The organism is Anaerococcus octavius, assembly GCF_900445265.1.
GTDB lineage: Bacteria > Bacillota > Clostridia > Tissierellales > Peptoniphilaceae > Anaerococcus > Anaerococcus octavius.
Genome location: NZ_UFTA01000002.1, coordinates 1,337,702 through 1,355,709, shown reverse-complemented (window position 1 = coordinate 1,355,709; position 18,008 = coordinate 1,337,702). Strand labels below are relative to the sequence as shown.

The window sequence follows — 18,008 nt, the reverse complement described above, 5'->3', positions numbered from 1 at the left end:
GAATTATGCTTGCGAACGATATTATAATTGCCTTAAGCTTTGTGCTGGCAGTTATTTCTGTAATCTCGATTCTTTTTACAGATAAAAAGGTCTTTTTTGGGATACTATCACTATTATTATTTGGGTTTTTTTATTATCAAAATACCATTTACAATGTAGCTGATAATATGACCATAATAACCTTTGTAATGGGTATTACCTTGCTAGCTCTTGAGATTTTTATTCCAAGCTTTGGAGTAATAGGCATAGCTGGGGTAATCCTTACTATATATTCTGTAATGGATAGTTTTTCTGATAACCAAATGGGCATATTAGTATTAATAGTAAGTGCTCTAGCTATAGTACTTACTGTTACTATTTATGTAAAACTAGGTTTTGATAGGTCTTTATTTGATAGGATGATTTTAACAAATACAAACTCGTCAACTAGAGGCTACAATAGCAAGATTAGCCACAGTGACTTAATCGGCAAGTTAGGAATTAGCAAAACAATCCTAAGACCAACTGGAAAAATTGAGATTGATGGGAGAACATATGATGCAAAATCCGAAAGTGATTTTATACAAAAGGATAGGAAAGTTTCAGTGAATGACATAAAAGATGGTCATATAATTGTAAAGGAGATCAAATGAGTAATTTTATAGTACCAGCAATAGTAATAATAGTTTTAATAGTATTTTTCACCATGGTTCCAGTAGGTCTTTGGATAACAGCAAGATTTTCTGGCGTTAATATATCTATGGGATCCCTTGTAGCAATGAGATTTAGAAGACTAAATCCTAGTTTAATAGTAAATGCTCTTATAAAATCTCATCAAGCAGGTCTTGAAATTAGAACTGAAGATTTAGAAAGCCATTATCTTGCAGGAGGTAATATAAATCAGGTTGTAGATGCCTTAATAGCAGCAGAAAGAGCTAATATAGAATTAACATTTGAACAAGCAGCAGCAATAGATCTTGCTGGGCGTAATGTATTTGAAGCAGTCCAAGTTTCTGTAACACCCAAAGTGATCAACACACCAGTTATAGCAGCAGTTGCTAAAAACGGTATTGAAGTAAAAGTAATTGCAAAGGTTACAGTAAGGGCAAATATCGATCGCTTAGTAGGAGGTGCAGGCGAAGAAACAATTATTGCCCGCGTTGGTGAAGGTATTGTAACAACTGTAGGTTCTGCCGATTCCCATGCCCAAGTTTTAGAAAATCCAGACAACATTTCCCAAACTGTTTTACTTAAAGGTTTAGATTCTGGAACAGCTTATGAAATATTATCAATAGATATAGCTGATGTAGATGTTGGACGAAATGTTGGGGCAGAACTTCAACGTGACCAAGCAGAAGCAGATAAAAATATTGCCCAAGCTAAGGCAGAAGAACGTCGTGCTCAAGCTATAGCACTAGAACAAGAAAACAAAGCAAAAGTAGTAGAAGCAGAAGCAAGAATTCCAGAAGCAATCGCAGATGCCTTTGAAAGTGGAAATCTAGGTATAATGGACTATTACAATATGAAAAACATCAATGCAGATACAAAAATGCGCGAAAGCTTATCGGATGTAGATGCTGGTGATTTTGATGTTTAGAAATAAAAAGCAAAAAAATATTAATAAGTATAAGTCATTTGAACAATGGGCAAATGAAACTTTGCAGAATATTGAAAATATGGAAGAAGAACAGCAAGAAAAAAATTCGAAAACTACCTATGAATCAAACTCAGATAAGAAAGCTTTCGGAAAATTTTCTGATAATAAAGATGTTAAAGAAATACCTCAAAGATCTAATTCTAAAAATATAAGTCAAATAGATAGTAGATCTCATGAAGGAAAGGCAAGTTCTAGAGGAAGTATTGAAGGTAAACCTATAATGGGAGATGAAGGTGACCCAGTAAATTCAGATTTAAGAAGAAGACTTCAAGAAAAAAAGTCGAAAGAACTTAGAGAAAAAAGACAAAAAAAAGAATATAAAAATGATGTTAATTATAAGAGGAAAAATGCAAAAAAAGCTGAAAAACATGAACAAATTTCCTCTTATAAAAACACATTAAAAAACAAAGAAAGCTTTAGAAGAGCCATTATTATGTCAGAGATCCTAGCCCCTCCTTTGGCTAAAAGAAAAAAAATATAAAAAAGGTATAATAAATACACAAAAAACAATCGGAGGGATTGATATTAATAGAACTATACAAATTGAAAATCCAAATAATATAAGAATTTTATTTGGAAACTTTGATAAAAATAGAAAATATATAGAAGAACGTTTTAATACAAAAATAAAAGTAAAAGAAGACGGTCTTGAAGTGAGCGGCGAAGGAGTAAATACAGAGTTTGCCAAAGAGCTTATTATTGAACTTTTAAATGAAATTGATAAAAACGACAGCCTTGAATTTCAAAAAATAAAATACTACGCAGATATGCTAGAACGTGAAAATAAAGATGTGATAAAACAAGCTTTAGATGATGCCATAATCACCGCTGCCACTGGAAAACCAATCAAACCAAAAACCTTAGGTCAACAATCTTACATTGAAAAGATAAAAAATAATGATGTGGTTTTTGGTATTGGACCTGCAGGTACAGGTAAAACTTATCTAGCTGTTGCTATGGCAGTTAGAGCCTTTAAGCAAGGTGAGGTAAATAGGATTATCCTAACTCGTCCTGCGGTAGAAGCTGGGGAAAGCTTAGGATTTTTACCGGGCGATTTACAAGACAAAGTAGATCCATATTTGCGTCCTTTATACGACGGGCTTTTTGAAATATTAGGTTTTGAAACCTACCAAGGCCTAGTAGAAAAAGGAATGATAGAAGTAGCTCCTTTAGCTTATATGAGAGGTCGTACTTTAGATAATGCCTTTGTAATCCTAGATGAGGCACAAAATACAACAAGTGAACAAATGAAGATGTTCCTAACCCGTTTAGGTTATGGGTCAAAGGCTATTATTACTGGAGATAAAACTCAAGTAGATTTGCCACGTGGCAAAAATAGCGGTCTAAAAACTGCTGAGCGTATTTTAAAAAATGTTAATGGTATAGGATTTCAAAATTTCTCATCAATAGATGTAGTAAGGCATCCGCTTGTTCAAAGAATAATAGATGCATATGATAAAGAAGATGCTAGAAAAGAAGCTGATAGAAAAGCAAAAGAAAAAAATAAAGAAGACTAAGGAACATGTATGAATCTCATAATAGCAAATCAAACAGATCAAAAAATTGATATGGATGATAAATTAAAAAGCGTTGTAAAAACAGTCCTAGAAACAGAAGGACTGTCTTTTGACTACGAAGTTTCCGTTACTTTTGTAAATAAAGATGAGATTCACAAGCTTAATAAAGAATTTAGGAATGTAGATAGGCCAACTGATGTCCTATCTTTTCCTATGGATGAGGACTTTTTTATAGAAGGTGTGGATACTATGCTTGGAGATATTGTAATATGCATGGATGTAGCAAGAGAGCAAGCAAAAGATTTTGGACATTCCATAGATCGAGAAATAATGTACCTTACAGCTCATTCTATGCTTCATTTACTAGGATATGACCATATGGAAGATGATGAAAAATCTCAGATGAGAGCTCGCGAAAAAGAAGTTATGAAGATACTTGGAGTCTTTAAAAATGACTGAAAACAATGAGAAAGAAGTCCTCAAAGCAGAAATAAAAAAAGAAATTCTAGAAGAATGGAAAAAAGAGGAAGAACGTAAAGAAAAGGCCAGGAAAAAACTAAATGACCGAAACTTTGAAAAAGAAGAGCTTTCTTATGGACAAAAATTTTTAAAAGGCTTTGATTATGCCTATGAAGGTTTAGTATGGGCAATAAATCATGAGAAAAATATGAAGTTTCATATGCTAGCTCTAGCAATACTATTAGTAGCTTCCTTGTTTTTTAACTTATCTAGGGTAGAAATGATTACCTTAGTATTTGCAGTTTGCTTTGTTTTGGGATTTGAGTTATTAAATACATCCTTGGAACAAGCTGTAAACTTAGCTAGTGGGGGCAAGTATTCTCCATTTGCTAAAGCTAGTAAAGACTTGGCTGCAGCGGCTGTATTTATTTCAGCCTTGAATGCTCTTTTTGTGGCCTACTTGATATTTTTTGATAAATTTATCGATATTTATAATTCAGTAATTGTTAGAATAACCAGGCAACCATCGCATTTAACAGTTACTACCATTTCCTTAGTAATCGTAGTTACAATATTTTTAAAAGGTGTATTTTATGAAGGTCACGGTACAGCCTTTAAGGGTGGCTTTGTGAGTGGTCATACATCACTTTCTTTTTGTATAGCAACTATTGGCATTATGTTAAGTGATGAGCCTTTAGTAAAGTTACTATTTTTGTTACTGGCTTTAATAGTTGCAGAAAGTAGATATGAGGCTAATATCCATTCCATACCAGAAATAATTAGAGGAGCCATACTTGGAATGTCCATGGCAATGGCCATATTTGGGATATTTTCATGAATGAGATAGAATATTTAATTGATATAGCTTTAAAAAATAAAAATAACTCCTATTCTCCTTATTCAAATTTCAAGGTCTCCTGCGTAGTAAAAACAAAATCAGGAGCTATTTATAAGGGAGTAAATATTGAAAATGCAGCATATTCTCCAAGCCTTTGTGCTGAACGATCAGCATTGAGCTCTGCAATAAGTGAGGGAGAAAGAGAGTTTTTATACATAGTAATCACTGGCGATAGCCATGATACTTTCCCTTGTGGGGTATGCAGGCAATTTATAAGAGAATTTGCCGATGATAAAACCAAGATTATAATAGCAAACAGTATAGATGACTATCAAATATTTACTATAGAAGATTTATTACCTCACAGTTTTTCAAATAAGGATTTAGAAAATAGATGAAATCAGGATTTATATCAGTAGTTGGCAGGGCTAATGTTGGGAAATCAACTTTAATGGAAAAGATTTTAAAAGAAAAAATTTCTATTATTTCCAATAAACCCCAAACTACCAGAGATAAAATACAAATAATATATAATGATAACGACAGCCAGATAATATTTATCGACACACCAGGCATACAAACACCACAAAATAAGCTTCAAGAAAAACTTTTTGAATTTAGTGAAGAGTCATTAAAAGAATCTGATATTGTTACATTCGTGGTGGATAATTCTCTTGAAATAGGCAGACTAGATAATAAAATAATTGAAATGCTAAAAGTTATAAACGTTCCAAAAATTTTACTAATAAATAAAATAGATTTATTAAATCAATACGAGTACCAACAAATCAAGCAAAAATATGAAGATATGGATATGTTTGATGATATTATTGGGATTTCAGCTTTAGCAAATGATAATATCGATCAATATATAGAAAGAATTAAAGAAATGCTTGATGAAGGTCCAGCCTATTATGATAGAGATATGATAACCGATAAGTCAGAAAGATTTATAGTTTCTGAAATTATACGTGAAAAAGCTTTAAATAACCTAAGTGCAGAAGTCCCACATGGTATTGCGGTTCGCATAGACAATTTTAAACAAAGAGAAAATAAAAACTTGATAGATATAGATGCTACAATCATTGTTGAAAAAAATTCTCATAAAGAAATTGTAATTGGCAAGGCTGGCTCTATGGTCAAAAAAATTGGTATGGACTCACGAAAAGAAATAGAAAAATTTCTTGATAGCAAGGTCAATTTAAAGCTTTGGGTAAAAGTTGAAAAAGACTGGCGTAAAAAAGAAAAATTGGTGGATAGGTTTGGCTACAAATGATCTTTCAGATGTAACAGGCTTTGTACTAAGAGAGTTTCAATACAAAGAAACAAGTAAAATAATAGAAGTATTTACCAAAGATTTAGGTAGGATTTCAATTATTGCCAAGGGTGCTACTGGCAAAAAAAGTAAAAATTTATCAGTCACCCAAAGATTTGTAAAAGCATCCTATAGCCTTTACAGATCTGGTAAAGATTTTTATGGTATAAAAGAAGCTAGCCTTATAAAATCTTACTCAAAATCCAATAAAAGCTTTGATATTATTTTATATAAGTCTTCTATTGCTGATTTGCTTTTAAGAACACTCGATCAAATCCAAATAGAAACTGTATATAGATTAGTTGAAAATACTTTTGAAGCTTTTGAAAATGCAAGTAGTAATCAAATAAATATTTTTTTGGCATTTTTATTAAAATACATTTCATTTTCAGGTTTTAAACCTAATTTGAGTACTTGCGGAGTTTGCGGTAAAAAAGTAAGTGGTAATGAAGTTTTATTTTCACAAAGTCAGTCCTCTTTAATTTGTGAGCAGGATAAATATATCATAAAAGATAAAACTTATCTAAACAAAGAAGAATTTGCCTATTTAAAGGCACTCTTATATACAAAATCGGAAGATTTAGAATATTTGATTTTACCTAAAAATTATAGTAAAATTACAAGATTAATCATAGATTACACCCTAGATAAGTTAGAGATTAATAGATTTTCATCTATAGAATGGGTGTTAAAAAACACTAATGAAAGGAATTAGTATGTATTTTGAAGATTTAATACTAACTTTAGAAGATTACTGGAAAGAACAGGGATGTTCTGTAATGTTTTCTTATGATACAGAAAAGGGTGCTGGAACTATGAATCCTCACACTTTTTTGAGAGCTTTGGGGCCAGAACCATGGTCTGTTGTATATGTTGAGCCATCTCGCCGTCCAGCAGATGGTCGTTACGGAGAAAATCCAAATAGGCTATACCAACACCACCAGTTACAAGTTTTATTAAAACCAAGTCCTGATAATATCCAAGATTTATATTTAAAATGCTTGGAAAGAATTGGTATAAATCCCAAAGAGCACGATATTCGTTTTGTAGAAGATAACTGGGAATCACCAACTCTTGGAGCATGGGGGCTTGGTTGGGAAGTTTGGCTTGATGGTATGGAAATCACACAATTTACTTACTTCCAACAAGTAGGAGGAATAAACTGTGAAATTGAAAGTGGAGAAATAACCATAGGTCTTGAAAGAATTTGTATGTATCTTCAAGATGTAGACAATGTTTATGATATCAAATGGTCAGAAAATTTGACTTATGGAGATGTATTTAAACTTGCAGAATATGAAAACTCAAAATATTCTTTTGAAGATGCTGATAATGAAGTTTTAATGAGCTTATTTGATGTTTACGAAAAAGAAGCAAACAGACTTATTGACCTAGACTTAGTTTACCCAGCCTATGACAATGTTTTAAAAACTAGCCACGCATTTAATACTCTTGACGCCAAAGGTGCGATTTCTGTATCAGAACGTAGTCATTATATAAAAAGAGTACGTGATGTAAGTTCAAGAGTGGCTGAAAAACACTTAGCGAAAAGAGAAGAGCAAGGATACCCTCTTCTAAGAAAGGATAATGATGAGTAGATACTTATTAGAAATCGGTGTAGAAGAGATACCTTCAGATTATATTCAGGCAACCAAAAATCAATTAAAAGAAAAATTTCAAAAATTAGTTGATGAAAACAAGCTAACAGTAGATGAGATTAGAGTTGAATCGACACCTAGAAGATTTGCAGTATTTTTAGAAAATATAAATGCTAGTAACTCCGATTCACTTATCTCTGTAAAAGGACCAAGTGCTGCCATAGCTTATGATGAAAATGGCAATCCAAACAAGCCACTTCTTGGATTTTTAAAAGGTCAAGGGGCTGAAGTTTCTGATGTAGTTATAAAAGACTACAATGGCAGTGATTATGTATATATAGAAAAAAAAGAAGAATCAAAATCAGTTGCCCAAGTTTTAAAGGAAAATGTATATGATTTAGTAAAATCAATAAATTTTAAAAGATCTATGCGTTGGGGTGGTAAATCCATCCGTTGGGCAAGACCTATTAGATACTTTGTTTCTATCCTTGATGATAAGATATTAGAATTTGATGCAGAAGGCATTACAGTTTCAAATGTAACTCGTGGTCACAGAACTCTTGGTGAAGATAAAATTGTAATTGATTCAATAGACAATTATGAAAAATTACTAAGAGATAACTATGTAATCCTATCTTACAAAGACCGTCGTGATACCATTATCCGTGGCTTAAATAAAATTAATATGGAAAAAGGTGGGGAATATATGCACGATGAAGACTTACTTGATGAAGTAATAAATATCGTGGAATACCCTACTGTTCTTGCTGGAGATATTGATACAAAATATTTAGAATTACCAAAAGAAGTTATTATAACTCCTATGAAAGACCACCAAAGATATTTCCCGGTTTTAGATGAGAATGAAAACTTACTACCATATTTTCTATTAGTAAGAAATGGTGATGATAATCACGGAGAAAATGTAGTTTTAGGTAACAAAAAAGTTTTAGTAGCAAGACTAGAAGATGCAAAGTTCTTCTATGAAATTGATACAGCGAAAGATTTAGAAGAATATGTAGAAGAATTAAGAAATCTAACATTTTTCGAAGGTCTTGGATCTATGTATCAAAAAACTCAAAGATTAGTTGATTTAAGTGCAAAATACCAACAAGAATTAAACCTAGGCGAGGATATAAAAGAAGATCTTAAACGTGCAGCCTATCTTTCAAAAGCAGATTTAGTTACTAAAATGGTAATTGAATTTACAGAACTTCAAGGAACTATGGGTAAGATTTATGCCCTAAATTCTAAGGAAAATGAAAGAGTAGCCAATGCTATAGAAGAACAATATATGCCAACTTCAGCAGGTGGAGATCTTCCTAAAACTATTACAGGTATAGTTTTATCTATTGCTGATAAAATTGATTCTATAGTAGGACTCTATGCTATAGGAAAATATGTAACGGGTAGCCAAGATCCATTTGGCTTACGTAGGCAAGCCTTAGGACTTATTAATATAATATTAGAAAATAATATTGACGTAGACCTAAAAGATTTAATAAACGACTCATTAATAGTTTATACAGAAGAAAATGAACTGCCATTTGACTATGATCAAACTATGGCAAAAACTATAGAATTTATCAAAGATAGACTTAAAAATATGTTAATTGATGATGAATTTAGATATGATATTGTAAATTCTGTAATAAACAGTGAGCAAGCAAATATTCTTAGGATTTATCAAAGAGTTAAGGCTACAAGTGAATTCGTAGAAGAAAATGAAGATGCCTTAAGCTATTTTAATAGGATAAATAATCTAGCTAAAGAAAATAATTTGACTGAAATAGATAGCAACTTATTAGAAAACGAACTAGAAAATAAATTCTATGAGCAAATAACAAGTATAGAAAATAGAGCTTTCCAATCTAGCGAAGATTATAAACAAGAATTAAAAAATGTAGCAGATACTGCAATTGTGGGTAATGATTATTTAGACAATACTATGATAAATGTAGAAGATGAAGCGGTAAAAAATAATAGACTAGCAATGCTAAATAACTTATCACAAAGAATTAAAAAAGTATTTGATATAAATCAAATAGTAAAATAAGGAAAAAGTATGGATGAAGCATTAACTATAGTTATAATCAGCGACTCTACTGGGGAAACCGCTCAAACATATCTAAAGTCAGTTACAACCCAGTTTCCTAATCTAAAAACAAAGATAAAAAGAAGACCAGATGTTACAACAAAAGAAGAAATTGATGAGATTTTTGAAAGCGTACCTGAGTATTCTGTTATAGTGCCAACTATGGCTGATAAAGATTTGGCTGATGACATTTGCAATAAAGCAGAAAAAAGAAATATAGAAGTGCTAGCAATCCTAGAAGAAGGTATAAATACTTTTGAGAAAGTTACTGGCCAAAAAGCAGTTAGGCAAGTAGGTCTAACTCGTGCTCTTTCTAAAGATTATTTTAGAAGGATTGAGGCCATAGAATTCGCTATCCAATACGATGATGGTAAAGATCCAAAAGGATTTTTAAAATCAGATATTGTTTTACTAGGAGTAAGCAGAACCAGCAAAACTCCTACTACTATGATTCTTGCAACAAAAAATTACAAAGTAAGCAATTTGCCACTAGTGCCAGAATCTAGACTTCCAAAAGAAATTTTTGAAGTAGACCCAGATAGGATAATTGGATTAATAATTGATCCGGAAAAACTAGTAAATATTAGACAGGATCGCTCGAAAGAACTAGGACTAATAGGTGAATCTGTATATTTTAGAAAAAATCGTATCCAAACAGAATTAGAATATGCAAAAGAAGTCTATAAAGACCTAGATTGCAAGGTAATAGACGTAACAAACAATACCATAGAGCAAACAGCCACACAAATAGTAGAATACTATAAATCCAAATTTGATGAAGAAATATAAAAAGGGAGAGAAGATGAGTTTAAACAAAATTATTGTCCTAAATTTTGGAGGACAAACCGATCAACTTATCGTAAGAAGAGTGCGAGAACTAGGGGTGTATGCAGAGCTTCATCCATGCGATGTTGATATAGATAGCCTAGACTTAGAAGATTTAGCTGGAATTATCCTTACAGGTGGACCACAATCAGTAAATGATAAAAATTCTTTAAGAGCAGATAGCAAAATATTTGAACTAGGAGTGCCAATTCTAGGAATTTGCTATGGCTTACAATATATTAATAACTACTATGGCGGAGAAATAGAAACACCAAAAAATGGAGAATACGGTAAGACTCCATTACTAGTAGATAACAAAAGTGAAATATTTAAAAACCTACCACAAGAATCTACAATTTGGATGAATCATAGAGATAGAGTAAGCAAACTTGCAGATGGATTTAAGAAAACTGCTTGGACATTAAACTGTCCAGTAGCAGGTATGGAAAATAAAGAAAAAAATATCTACGCAGTACAATTTCACCCAGAAGTAGTCCACTCAGAATACGGTAAAGAAATGCTAGAAAGCTTTGTTATAGATATTTGCCATGCAAAAAAAACATGGAAGATGGATGACTTTGCAGATAAAATCATAGCAGAAATCAAAGAAAAGTACGCTGGGGAAAAAATGATATGTGCCTTATCAGGCGGAGTAGATTCATCTGTAGCAGCAACTATAGTATCAAAAGCTATAGGAGATAATCTTCAATGTATTTTTGTAGATCATGGTTTACTACGTAAAAACGAAGCAGATGAAGTTATGGAAACTTATAAAAATTTAGGACTTAAAGTCAAAAAAGTAGACGCAAGTGCCGAATTTTTAGAAAAACTAAAAGGTGTTGATGATCCAGAAACAAAAAGAAAAATTATTGGTAACCACTTTGTAGAAGTATTTGAAAGAGAAGCCAAAGAATTTGGAGAAGCAAAATACCTAGTTCAAGGAACAATATATCCAGATGTAATAGAATCAGGAAAAGATAAGTCAAGCGTGATAAAATCTCACCACAACGTAGGCGGTTTGCCAGAAGATATGCTCTTCGAAGGCCTAGTAGAGCCATTAAGAGATCTTTTCAAAGACGAAGTAAGAGCTCTAGGTGAATCCATAGGAGTACCACATGATATGGTATGGCGTCAACCATTCCCAGGGCCAGGTCTTGCCATAAGAGTTATAGGAGATATTACAGAAGAAAAACTAGAGACAGTGCGAGAAACAGACGCAATACTTAGAGAAGAAATAAAAAGTCATGGGTTAAATGAAGATATCTGGCAATACTTCACAGTATGGACCCCTATCAAAACTGTAGGTGTAAAAGGTGATGCCAGAGTATATGATAACGTCATTGCAATAAGAGCAGTAGAAACAACAGACGCAATGAGTGTAGAAGCAGCAGAATTACCATTCGAACTACTACAAACACTATCAAGTAGAATGATAAACGAAGTTGCTGGAGTTGGTAGAGTAGTGTATGATATTACATCAAAACCACCTGGAACTATTGAATGGGAATAATATACTAACTTAATTTGAATGGGGAACTCCAATTTTCAACGGTTTTAAAAGTATAAATTAATGAAATTAAGTTAAAATTAATATAGTTCCCTTCCAAAACCCTGCCAAATAATTAGGTTACAAAATAAAAATGAAAAAATCGAAGATTTTAACTATGGCGCCTTTTGTTATTTTACAAATATGAGTATAATCGCCTACTCATTTTGTCAAATATCAAAGGGCGCCCTATCTTTATATAGATAATCTGTAGGTCGTAGGCAAGTGTTAACCGAAAAAATATCTGTAATGAAACGTAATGGAATAATAAATAAAGCGTGTTATATTTTATCTCATAGTGCTTTATTTTGTATGAAATGAAGTGGAATGAAGGAGATTTTTGAATTAACTCTTGCCGTATAATCCACGTTATAATTAAAAGATTAGAGAGTAGTTTTTTATATTGTAGGATTATTTTAACCGAAGATTTTGTAATGAAATGAAATTTAGATATAATTGAACACCATTAGATCTATTAAAATATTCTAATAATAGCATAATGTAGTGTAGTGGAAAAATTTGAATTAAAATAATCCGTAGGGATAAATCAGATAAATGAAATTAATACCGCAGAAAAAATTTTTCAACTATTTTGAATATTTAATGAAAAAATCGGAAGATTTTATCCTTTTTAAAGATTTATTTAACATTAGGGCGGGAAATTATTTATACTCGAATGCTTATCAAGAAGGAATTACACCGTATATAACAGCTTCAAATAAAAATAATGGAATAAACAGCAGAATAGATTTAAAACCAGAATTTAGTAAGAATTCTATCACTACAGAAAAAATTAATTGCACAGTATTTTATCAAGCTGAAAATTATTGTGCTTCAAGTGACATTAATATTTTTAATCCTAAATTTAAATTTAATTATAAAATTGGTTTATTTATAGCAACAGTTATAAACTTTAATGAGAATTTCAGATGGAATTATGGCCGACAATGTAGGGTTGGTGATTCTAATAAAATAAAAATAAAGTTACCAATTAAAGGAAATGAGTTAGGCCCAGTTATTAATATTGATAAATTATATCATAGAGAAGGATATATTCCAGATTTTGAATTTATGGAAAATTATATAGATTCACTTCCGTACGGGGATCTATTGGCAGAAATATTATGATAAAAAAATAAACTCGTATTTTAATATGAGTTTATTTTTAGGGGTCTTCGGAATATATAGTGGAATTACTTTCTTAATAGTTTAAAAACAACTGGTGTTTAAATTGGATTTTCTGGTGGGATGTTAGGACAATCAATAGTATTATATAAAAGCATCAATCACATACGAGTGATACGTTGGAGAAAAATAAAATAGTCCAATTTACTTGACCGCGTACTATGGTACACGGTTTATAATATTCATGGGGGTGAAATAAGATGATTTACCGTATTAGTGAGTTTGCAGAAAAATGTGGCGTTAATAAAGAAACGATTAGATATTACGAGCGAAAAAATTTACTACAAGAACCTCACCGAACGGAAGCTGGTTATAGGATATATTCATATGATGACGTTAAGCGTGTTGGGTTTATTAAACGAATACAGGAACTTGGATTTTCTTTAAACGAGATTTATAAATTACTTGGTGTTGTAGATAAAGATGAAGTTCGTTGTCAAGATATGTTCGAATTTGTTTCTAAAAAACAAATGGAAATTCAAAAACAAATAGAGGATTTAAAACGAATTGAAACTATGTTAGACGACTTAAAACAACGATGTCCAGATGAAAAGCAATTACATTCGTGTCCAATAATAGAAACATTAACATGAGAGATTAACGAAAGGGGATTTATTATGAATAAATTTAAGGTAAACATTCAAGGAATGACCTGTGCGGGTTGTGAAAAACACGTTGAATCAGCACTTGAAAAGATAGGTGCTAAAAATATTGAGTCTAGTTTTCGTCGTGGTGAAGCAGTATTTGAACTACCCAATGATATTGAGGTTGAAAGTGCAATAAAGGCGATTGATGAAGCAAATTACAAAGCCAGAGAAATTGAAGAAGTATCATCACTAGAAATCGTGGCGTTAAGTAATGAAGACAATTATGACCTTCTTATTATTGGTTCTGGTGCTGCTGCCTTTTCATCGGCAATTAAAGCTATAGAATACGGTGCAAAAGTTGGAATGATTGAGCGTGGAACGGTTGGGGGAACCTGTGTGAATATTGGCTGTGTTCCGTCAAAAACTCTTCTTAGGGCAGGGGAAATCAATCATTTATCAAAAGACAATCCGTTTATAGGTTTACAAACATCCGCTGGAGAAGTGGATTTAGCTAGTTTAATCACGCAAAAGGATAAATTGGTGAGCGAACTTCGAAATCAAAAATATATGGATTTAATTGATGAATATAATTTTGATTTAATTAAAGGTGAAGCAAAATTCGTTGATGCTAGTACGGTTGAGGTCAATGGGGCAAAGTTATCTGCAAAACGCTTTTTAATTGCAACAGGTGCATCGCCTTCGTTGCCCCAAATTTCAGGACTTGAAAAAATGGACTATTTAACTAGTACAACACTTCTTGAGTTAAAGAAAATACCAAAACGATTAACTGTAATTGGCTCAGGATACATTGGAATGGAGCTTGGACAACTATTTCATCATTTAGGTTCAGAAATAACGCTTATGCAAAGAAGTGAGCGACTTTTAAAGGAGTATGATCCTGAGATTTCAGAGTCAGTTGAAAAAGCGTTAATTGAACAGGGTATAAACCTTGTCAAAGGGGCAACTTTTGAGCGTGTTGAACAAAGTGGAGAGATAAAAAAGGTTTACATAACAGTAAATGGCAGTAAAGAAGTCATTGAATCAGATCAGTTACTTGTTGCCACTGGAAGAAAACCAAATACGGATTCTTTAAATTTAAGTGCAGCAGGTGTTGAAACTGGAAAAAATAATGAAATCCTGATCAATGATTTTGGTCAAACAAGTAATGAAAAGATTTATGCAGCAGGAGATGTGACGTTAGGACCGCAATTTGTATATGTAGCAGCCTATGAAGGTGGAATTATTACTGATAATGCTATCGGTGGATTAAACAAAAAAATAGATTTATCGGTAGTTCCTGCTGTTACGTTTACGAATCCGACGGTTGCAACGGTTGGTTTAACAGAAGAACAAGCAAAAGAGAAAGGGTATGATGTGAAGACATCTGTATTACCTTTAGATGCTGTTCCAAGAGCAATTGTAAACCGTGAAACAACCGGTGTATTTAAACTAGTAGCAGATGCAGAAACACTAAAAGTATTAGGGGTTCATATTATATCTGAGAATGCAGGAGATGTCATCTATGCAGCATCATTAGCTGTTAAATTTGGCTTAACGATAGAAGATTTAACAGAAACCCTAGCACCATATTTAACAATGGCTGAAGGGCTAAAATTAGCTGCACTTACGTTCGATAAAGATGTTTCGAAATTATCTTGTTGTGCAGGCTAAGGGAACTTTTTTTACAACTCCCTATTCAAGTGAACCAGCTAATACTGTACTAAAGGTGTGCAGTAGTTTAGCAAAGTCTACAAAAGATTTCATACACTATTTTGCGATCACCCATTATATAAATGCTTTAAGGGATTTTCTAAGTACATTTGTGGTCACAAAAATAATTTAACACTGATGATTTCGACATCAAATCTATAATTGATACCTTAACACCGCAGAGTAATAAAGGATGAACAATATGTCAGACTTATTATCCCTACCAGACATTAAAACAATAGAACCACCACAAGAAAATGAAACCGATATGATGTTTAAAGTTGAAGCAGTCGGACCACCTGAACGTTGTCCTGAATGTGGTTTTGACAAGTTGTACAAACACAGTTCAAGAAATCAACTAATTATGGATTTGCCCATTCGTTTAAAGCGAGTGGGCTTACAATTGAACCGTAGACGATACAAGTGTCGTGAATGCGGATCTACCTTCTGGGAACGCCTAATATCTGTAGATGAAAAGCGTAGTATGACTAAAAGGCTTTTAAAGTCCATTCAAGAGCAATCCATGTCTAAGACCTTTGTAGAAGTCGCAGAAAGCGTTGGTGTTGACGAGAAAACTATTAGGAACGTTTTTAAGGACTATGTGGCACTCAAAGAACGTGAATACCAGTTTGAAACTCCTAAGTGGCTTGGGATAGACGAGATACATATTATCCGTAGACCTCGGCTTGTATTGACTAATATTGAACGCAGGACTATTTATGACATCAAGCCAAACCGTGACAAGGAAACAGTCATCCAACGTCTTTCAGAAATCAGTGACAAGACTTATATTGAGTACGTCACAATGGATATGTAGAAGCCTTACAAAGACGCAGTGAACACTATCCTTCCACACGCTAAAGTTGTCGTAGATAAGTTTCATGTAGTTAGAATGGCTAATCAAGCCTTAGATAACGTCAGAAAGTCTTTGAAAGCCCATATGAGCCAAAAAGAAAGACGTACCCTTATGCGTGAAAGGTTTATCCTTCTAAAGCGTAAACACGATCTAAATGAACGTGAATCATTCCTCTTAGATACTTGGTTAGGTAATCTTCCTGCTTTAAAAGAAGCCTATGAACTCAAAGAAGAGTTTTACTGGATATGGGATACTCCTGATCCAGATGAAGGTCGTCTTCGTTATAGTCAATGGAGACACCGTTGTATGTCCAGTAACTCTAAAGACGCATATAAAGACCTCGTGAGAGCCGTAGACAACTGGCATGTCGAAATCTTCAACTACTTTGATAAAAGGCTCACTAACGCTTATACGGAGTCAATTAACAGCATTATTAGGCAGGTAGAGCGAATGGGTAGAGGTTACTCGTTTGATGCCTTACGAGCCAAAATCCTTTTCAATGAGAAGCTCCATAAAAAGCGTAAGCCACGATTTAATTCAAGTGCTTTCAATAAAGCTATGTTATACGATACTTTCAATTGGTATGAAGTGAATGATCACGACATTACAGACAACTTTGGTGTCGATTTTTCCACACTTATTAAGAATTTGGAGAAGGGTGATTTATAAGCCCTTTTCAACCATGAAATCCGAATACCCATTTTTAGTTAGTAATTTTTACAAGTTTTTAAAAGAATTATTTATGCTACTGGTTCGATTATCAAAATATAGTTCATAGTTCTCGAATTCATCTAAATATGTTTGTAAGTTTATTTCTGGCATATTTTCACTCTGTTTTAATGATAAAATATATAAATGCTTCATTGTATTTTCTATATATATAGCATTTTGATATAAAAAGTTCTCATACCTATGTATAATATAAGTCTCCTCTTCGTCAAATATTTTCTCTGGAGAATCCACTTTAGTGTTTTCATGTAGATAATATGAGTTAAATCTTTTTAAGCCATTGATGATAATATCGTTGAAATATTGCCCATCAAATATATAATAATCAGACATATCAGTTTTATTCAATAGAAAATTATTAAAAAACTTATCTATCTTTCTATCTAAAAACTTAGTATCATCTACTGAATTGGTAAATTCTATAAATTCTTCTATAAACACTTCTTCTAAATCATAGTAAGAAATCATAATTGCCTCAATTAAAAATTCATCTTCAAAATCTGATAGAAACCTATCGATATAAAAGTTCATGAAGTCAAATTCTTTATTACCGTGTAAAAATTTACAATAATTAACGTAGTAGTTAGTTATTAGATGTAAGCAGTACTGAAATGAACTCATCAATAAATTTCTCTGATTATTGCTGATATCTGAATTTAAGTTTTTTTGAATGCAATCTTTAATCATATAATTAAATATATTTTTACCATAGTAAATTATTTCGTCTTCTTCTCCCCAAATAATCTCCTGATTATTTTTAAATTCTAATTTATCCACTAAAGTACATAATAAACCGTAAGGAATTAGATATTCATTATTACTTGAAGGATTATTGTTTTCAATTAAGCTTACTATGCTTCTTAGATTGGGATCTATATATTCTTGTGTAATCCTTTTTTTATCACTATCTAATTGTATATTGTTATCTTTTAAATATTTATTTATATTTTTCCTTCTGTATTTGACTCTATTACTCATGTTATTAAATAAAAATTTTAGTGTGCTTGGATACATTATACCTCCTAAATGTTATGATTTTTAAATTCAAACTAACTACTGAAATCATAACACAAATGTGCGATAATGTAAATATCATATGATAAATAAATTTT

At 32.2% G+C, this 18,008-nt stretch carries 17 protein-coding genes and 1 pseudogene; 17 read left to right on the top strand and 1 reads right to left on the bottom strand.

Annotated elements, in window-relative coordinates; all coding sequences use genetic code 11:
- Positions 1-5: 5 nt before the first annotated feature.
- The 17 genes and pseudogenes from DY249_RS06580 (at position 6) to DY249_RS06500 (ending at position 16,836) form a co-directional block, all read left to right on the top strand.
- Entirely contained in the window at positions 6-632 is a 627-nt protein-coding gene (locus DY249_RS06580) for an NfeD family protein (protein ID WP_115595600.1), read from the top strand.
- Complete coding sequence (floA, locus tag DY249_RS06575) at positions 629-1,576, top strand: flotillin-like protein FloA (RefSeq protein ID WP_101539493.1); 948 nt, start codon at positions 629-631, stop codon at positions 1,574-1,576. The genes DY249_RS06580 and floA overlap by 4 nt, the downstream gene beginning before the upstream one ends.
- A complete protein-coding gene (locus DY249_RS06570; RefSeq protein ID WP_115595599.1) occupies positions 1,569-2,117 on the top strand; it encodes a hypothetical protein in 549 nt (182 codons plus the stop codon). The genes floA and DY249_RS06570 overlap by 8 nt, the downstream gene beginning before the upstream one ends.
- A 37-nt stretch (positions 2,118-2,154) precedes the next feature.
- Complete coding sequence (locus tag DY249_RS06565; protein ID WP_425450984.1) at positions 2,155-3,153, top strand: PhoH family protein; 999 nt, start codon at positions 2,155-2,157, stop codon at positions 3,151-3,153.
- A gap of 9 nt (positions 3,154-3,162) precedes the next feature.
- Positions 3,163-3,612, top strand: coding sequence for an rRNA maturation RNase YbeY (gene ybeY, locus DY249_RS06560; protein ID WP_115595597.1), 450 nt, complete (start codon positions 3,163-3,165; stop codon positions 3,610-3,612).
- Positions 3,605-4,450: a diacylglycerol kinase gene (locus DY249_RS06555; protein WP_115595596.1), complete on the top strand. Its 846-nt coding sequence runs from the start codon at positions 3,605-3,607 to the stop codon at positions 4,448-4,450. Before ybeY ends, DY249_RS06555 begins: the two co-directional genes overlap by 8 nt.
- On the top strand, positions 4,447-4,848 hold the full coding sequence (gene cdd / locus DY249_RS06550) for a cytidine deaminase (protein ID WP_101539488.1): 402 nt from the start codon (positions 4,447-4,449) through the stop codon (positions 4,846-4,848). Before DY249_RS06555 ends, cdd begins: the two co-directional genes overlap by 4 nt.
- Positions 4,845-5,726: a GTPase Era gene (gene era, locus DY249_RS06545; RefSeq protein ID WP_101539487.1), complete on the top strand. Its 882-nt coding sequence runs from the start codon at positions 4,845-4,847 to the stop codon at positions 5,724-5,726. Before cdd ends, era begins: the two co-directional genes overlap by 4 nt.
- Positions 5,713-6,480, top strand: coding sequence for a DNA repair protein RecO (recO, locus tag DY249_RS06540; RefSeq protein ID WP_115595595.1), 768 nt, complete (start codon positions 5,713-5,715; stop codon positions 6,478-6,480). The genes era and recO overlap by 14 nt, the downstream gene beginning before the upstream one ends.
- A 1-nt stretch (position 6,481) precedes the next feature.
- Positions 6,482-7,363 carry a glycine--tRNA ligase subunit alpha gene (gene glyQ, locus DY249_RS06535; protein WP_101539485.1) on the top strand — a complete coding sequence of 294 codons (882 nt, stop codon included), beginning with the start codon at positions 6,482-6,484 and terminating at the stop codon, positions 7,361-7,363.
- Positions 7,353-9,419: a glycine--tRNA ligase subunit beta gene (gene glyS / locus DY249_RS06530; RefSeq protein ID WP_245943550.1), complete on the top strand. Its 2,067-nt coding sequence runs from the start codon at positions 7,353-7,355 to the stop codon at positions 9,417-9,419. Before glyQ ends, glyS begins: the two co-directional genes overlap by 11 nt.
- A gap of 9 nt (positions 9,420-9,428) precedes the next feature.
- A complete protein-coding gene (locus DY249_RS06525; protein WP_115595593.1) occupies positions 9,429-10,247 on the top strand; it encodes a pyruvate, water dikinase regulatory protein in 819 nt (272 codons plus the stop codon).
- Positions 10,248-10,260: 13 nt separating this feature from the next.
- Positions 10,261-11,793, top strand: coding sequence for a glutamine-hydrolyzing GMP synthase (gene guaA / locus DY249_RS06520; protein WP_115595592.1), 1,533 nt, complete (start codon positions 10,261-10,263; stop codon positions 11,791-11,793).
- 639 nt (positions 11,794-12,432) lie between these two features.
- Positions 12,433-12,957 (top strand): restriction endonuclease subunit S, encoded by a 525-nt coding sequence (locus DY249_RS06515; protein WP_115595591.1) that lies wholly within the window; start codon positions 12,433-12,435, stop codon positions 12,955-12,957.
- Positions 12,958-13,214: 257 nt separating this feature from the next.
- The gene (merR, locus tag DY249_RS06510; protein ID WP_115595590.1) at positions 13,215-13,607 is read left to right on the top strand and encodes a mercury resistance transcriptional regulator MerR; all 393 of its coding nucleotides are present in this window, start codon (positions 13,215-13,217) and stop codon (positions 13,605-13,607) included.
- 24 nt (positions 13,608-13,631) lie between these two features.
- Positions 13,632-15,272: a mercury(II) reductase gene (gene merA / locus DY249_RS06505; protein ID WP_115595589.1), complete on the top strand. Its 1,641-nt coding sequence runs from the start codon at positions 13,632-13,634 to the stop codon at positions 15,270-15,272.
- Between the two features lie 232 nt (positions 15,273-15,504).
- Positions 15,505-16,836: pseudogene (locus DY249_RS06500) on the top strand (ISL3 family transposase).
- Positions 16,837-16,884: 48 nt separating this feature from the next.
- Here DY249_RS06500 and DY249_RS06495 read toward each other — a convergent pair.
- Entirely contained in the window at positions 16,885-17,910 is a 1,026-nt protein-coding gene (locus DY249_RS06495; protein ID WP_115595588.1) for a hypothetical protein, read from the bottom strand.
- Positions 17,911-18,008 lie beyond the last annotated feature (98 nt).

Excerpts from the sequence above, each read along its gene's own strand:
- DY249_RS06580 (WP_115595600.1), top strand. The coding sequence starts at position 6 with ATGCTTGCGAACGATATTATAATTGCCTTAAGCTTTGTGCTGGCAGTT.
- floA (WP_101539493.1), top strand. The coding sequence starts at position 629 with ATGAGTAATTTTATAGTACCAGCAATAGTAATAATAGTTTTAATAGTA.
- DY249_RS06570 (WP_115595599.1), top strand. The coding sequence starts at position 1,569 with ATGTTTAGAAATAAAAAGCAAAAAAATATTAATAAGTATAAGTCATTT.
- ybeY (WP_115595597.1), top strand. The coding sequence starts at position 3,163 with ATGAATCTCATAATAGCAAATCAAACAGATCAAAAAATTGATATGGAT.
- DY249_RS06555 (WP_115595596.1), top strand. The coding sequence starts at position 3,605 with ATGACTGAAAACAATGAGAAAGAAGTCCTCAAAGCAGAAATAAAAAAA.
- cdd (WP_101539488.1), top strand. The coding sequence starts at position 4,447 with ATGAATGAGATAGAATATTTAATTGATATAGCTTTAAAAAATAAAAAT.
- era (WP_101539487.1), top strand. The coding sequence starts at position 4,845 with ATGAAATCAGGATTTATATCAGTAGTTGGCAGGGCTAATGTTGGGAAA.
- glyQ (WP_101539485.1), top strand. The coding sequence starts at position 6,482 with ATGTATTTTGAAGATTTAATACTAACTTTAGAAGATTACTGGAAAGAA.
- glyS (WP_245943550.1), top strand. The coding sequence starts at position 7,353 with ATGATGAGTAGATACTTATTAGAAATCGGTGTAGAAGAGATACCTTCA.
- DY249_RS06525 (WP_115595593.1), top strand. The coding sequence starts at position 9,429 with ATGGATGAAGCATTAACTATAGTTATAATCAGCGACTCTACTGGGGAA.
- guaA (WP_115595592.1), top strand. The coding sequence starts at position 10,261 with ATGAGTTTAAACAAAATTATTGTCCTAAATTTTGGAGGACAAACCGAT.
- DY249_RS06515 (WP_115595591.1), top strand. The coding sequence starts at position 12,433 with ATGAAAAAATCGGAAGATTTTATCCTTTTTAAAGATTTATTTAACATT.
- merR (WP_115595590.1), top strand. The coding sequence starts at position 13,215 with ATGATTTACCGTATTAGTGAGTTTGCAGAAAAATGTGGCGTTAATAAA.
- merA (WP_115595589.1), top strand. The coding sequence starts at position 13,632 with ATGAATAAATTTAAGGTAAACATTCAAGGAATGACCTGTGCGGGTTGT.
- DY249_RS06495 (WP_115595588.1), bottom strand. The coding sequence starts at position 17,910 with ATGTATCCAAGCACACTAAAATTTTTATTTAATAACATGAGTAATAGA.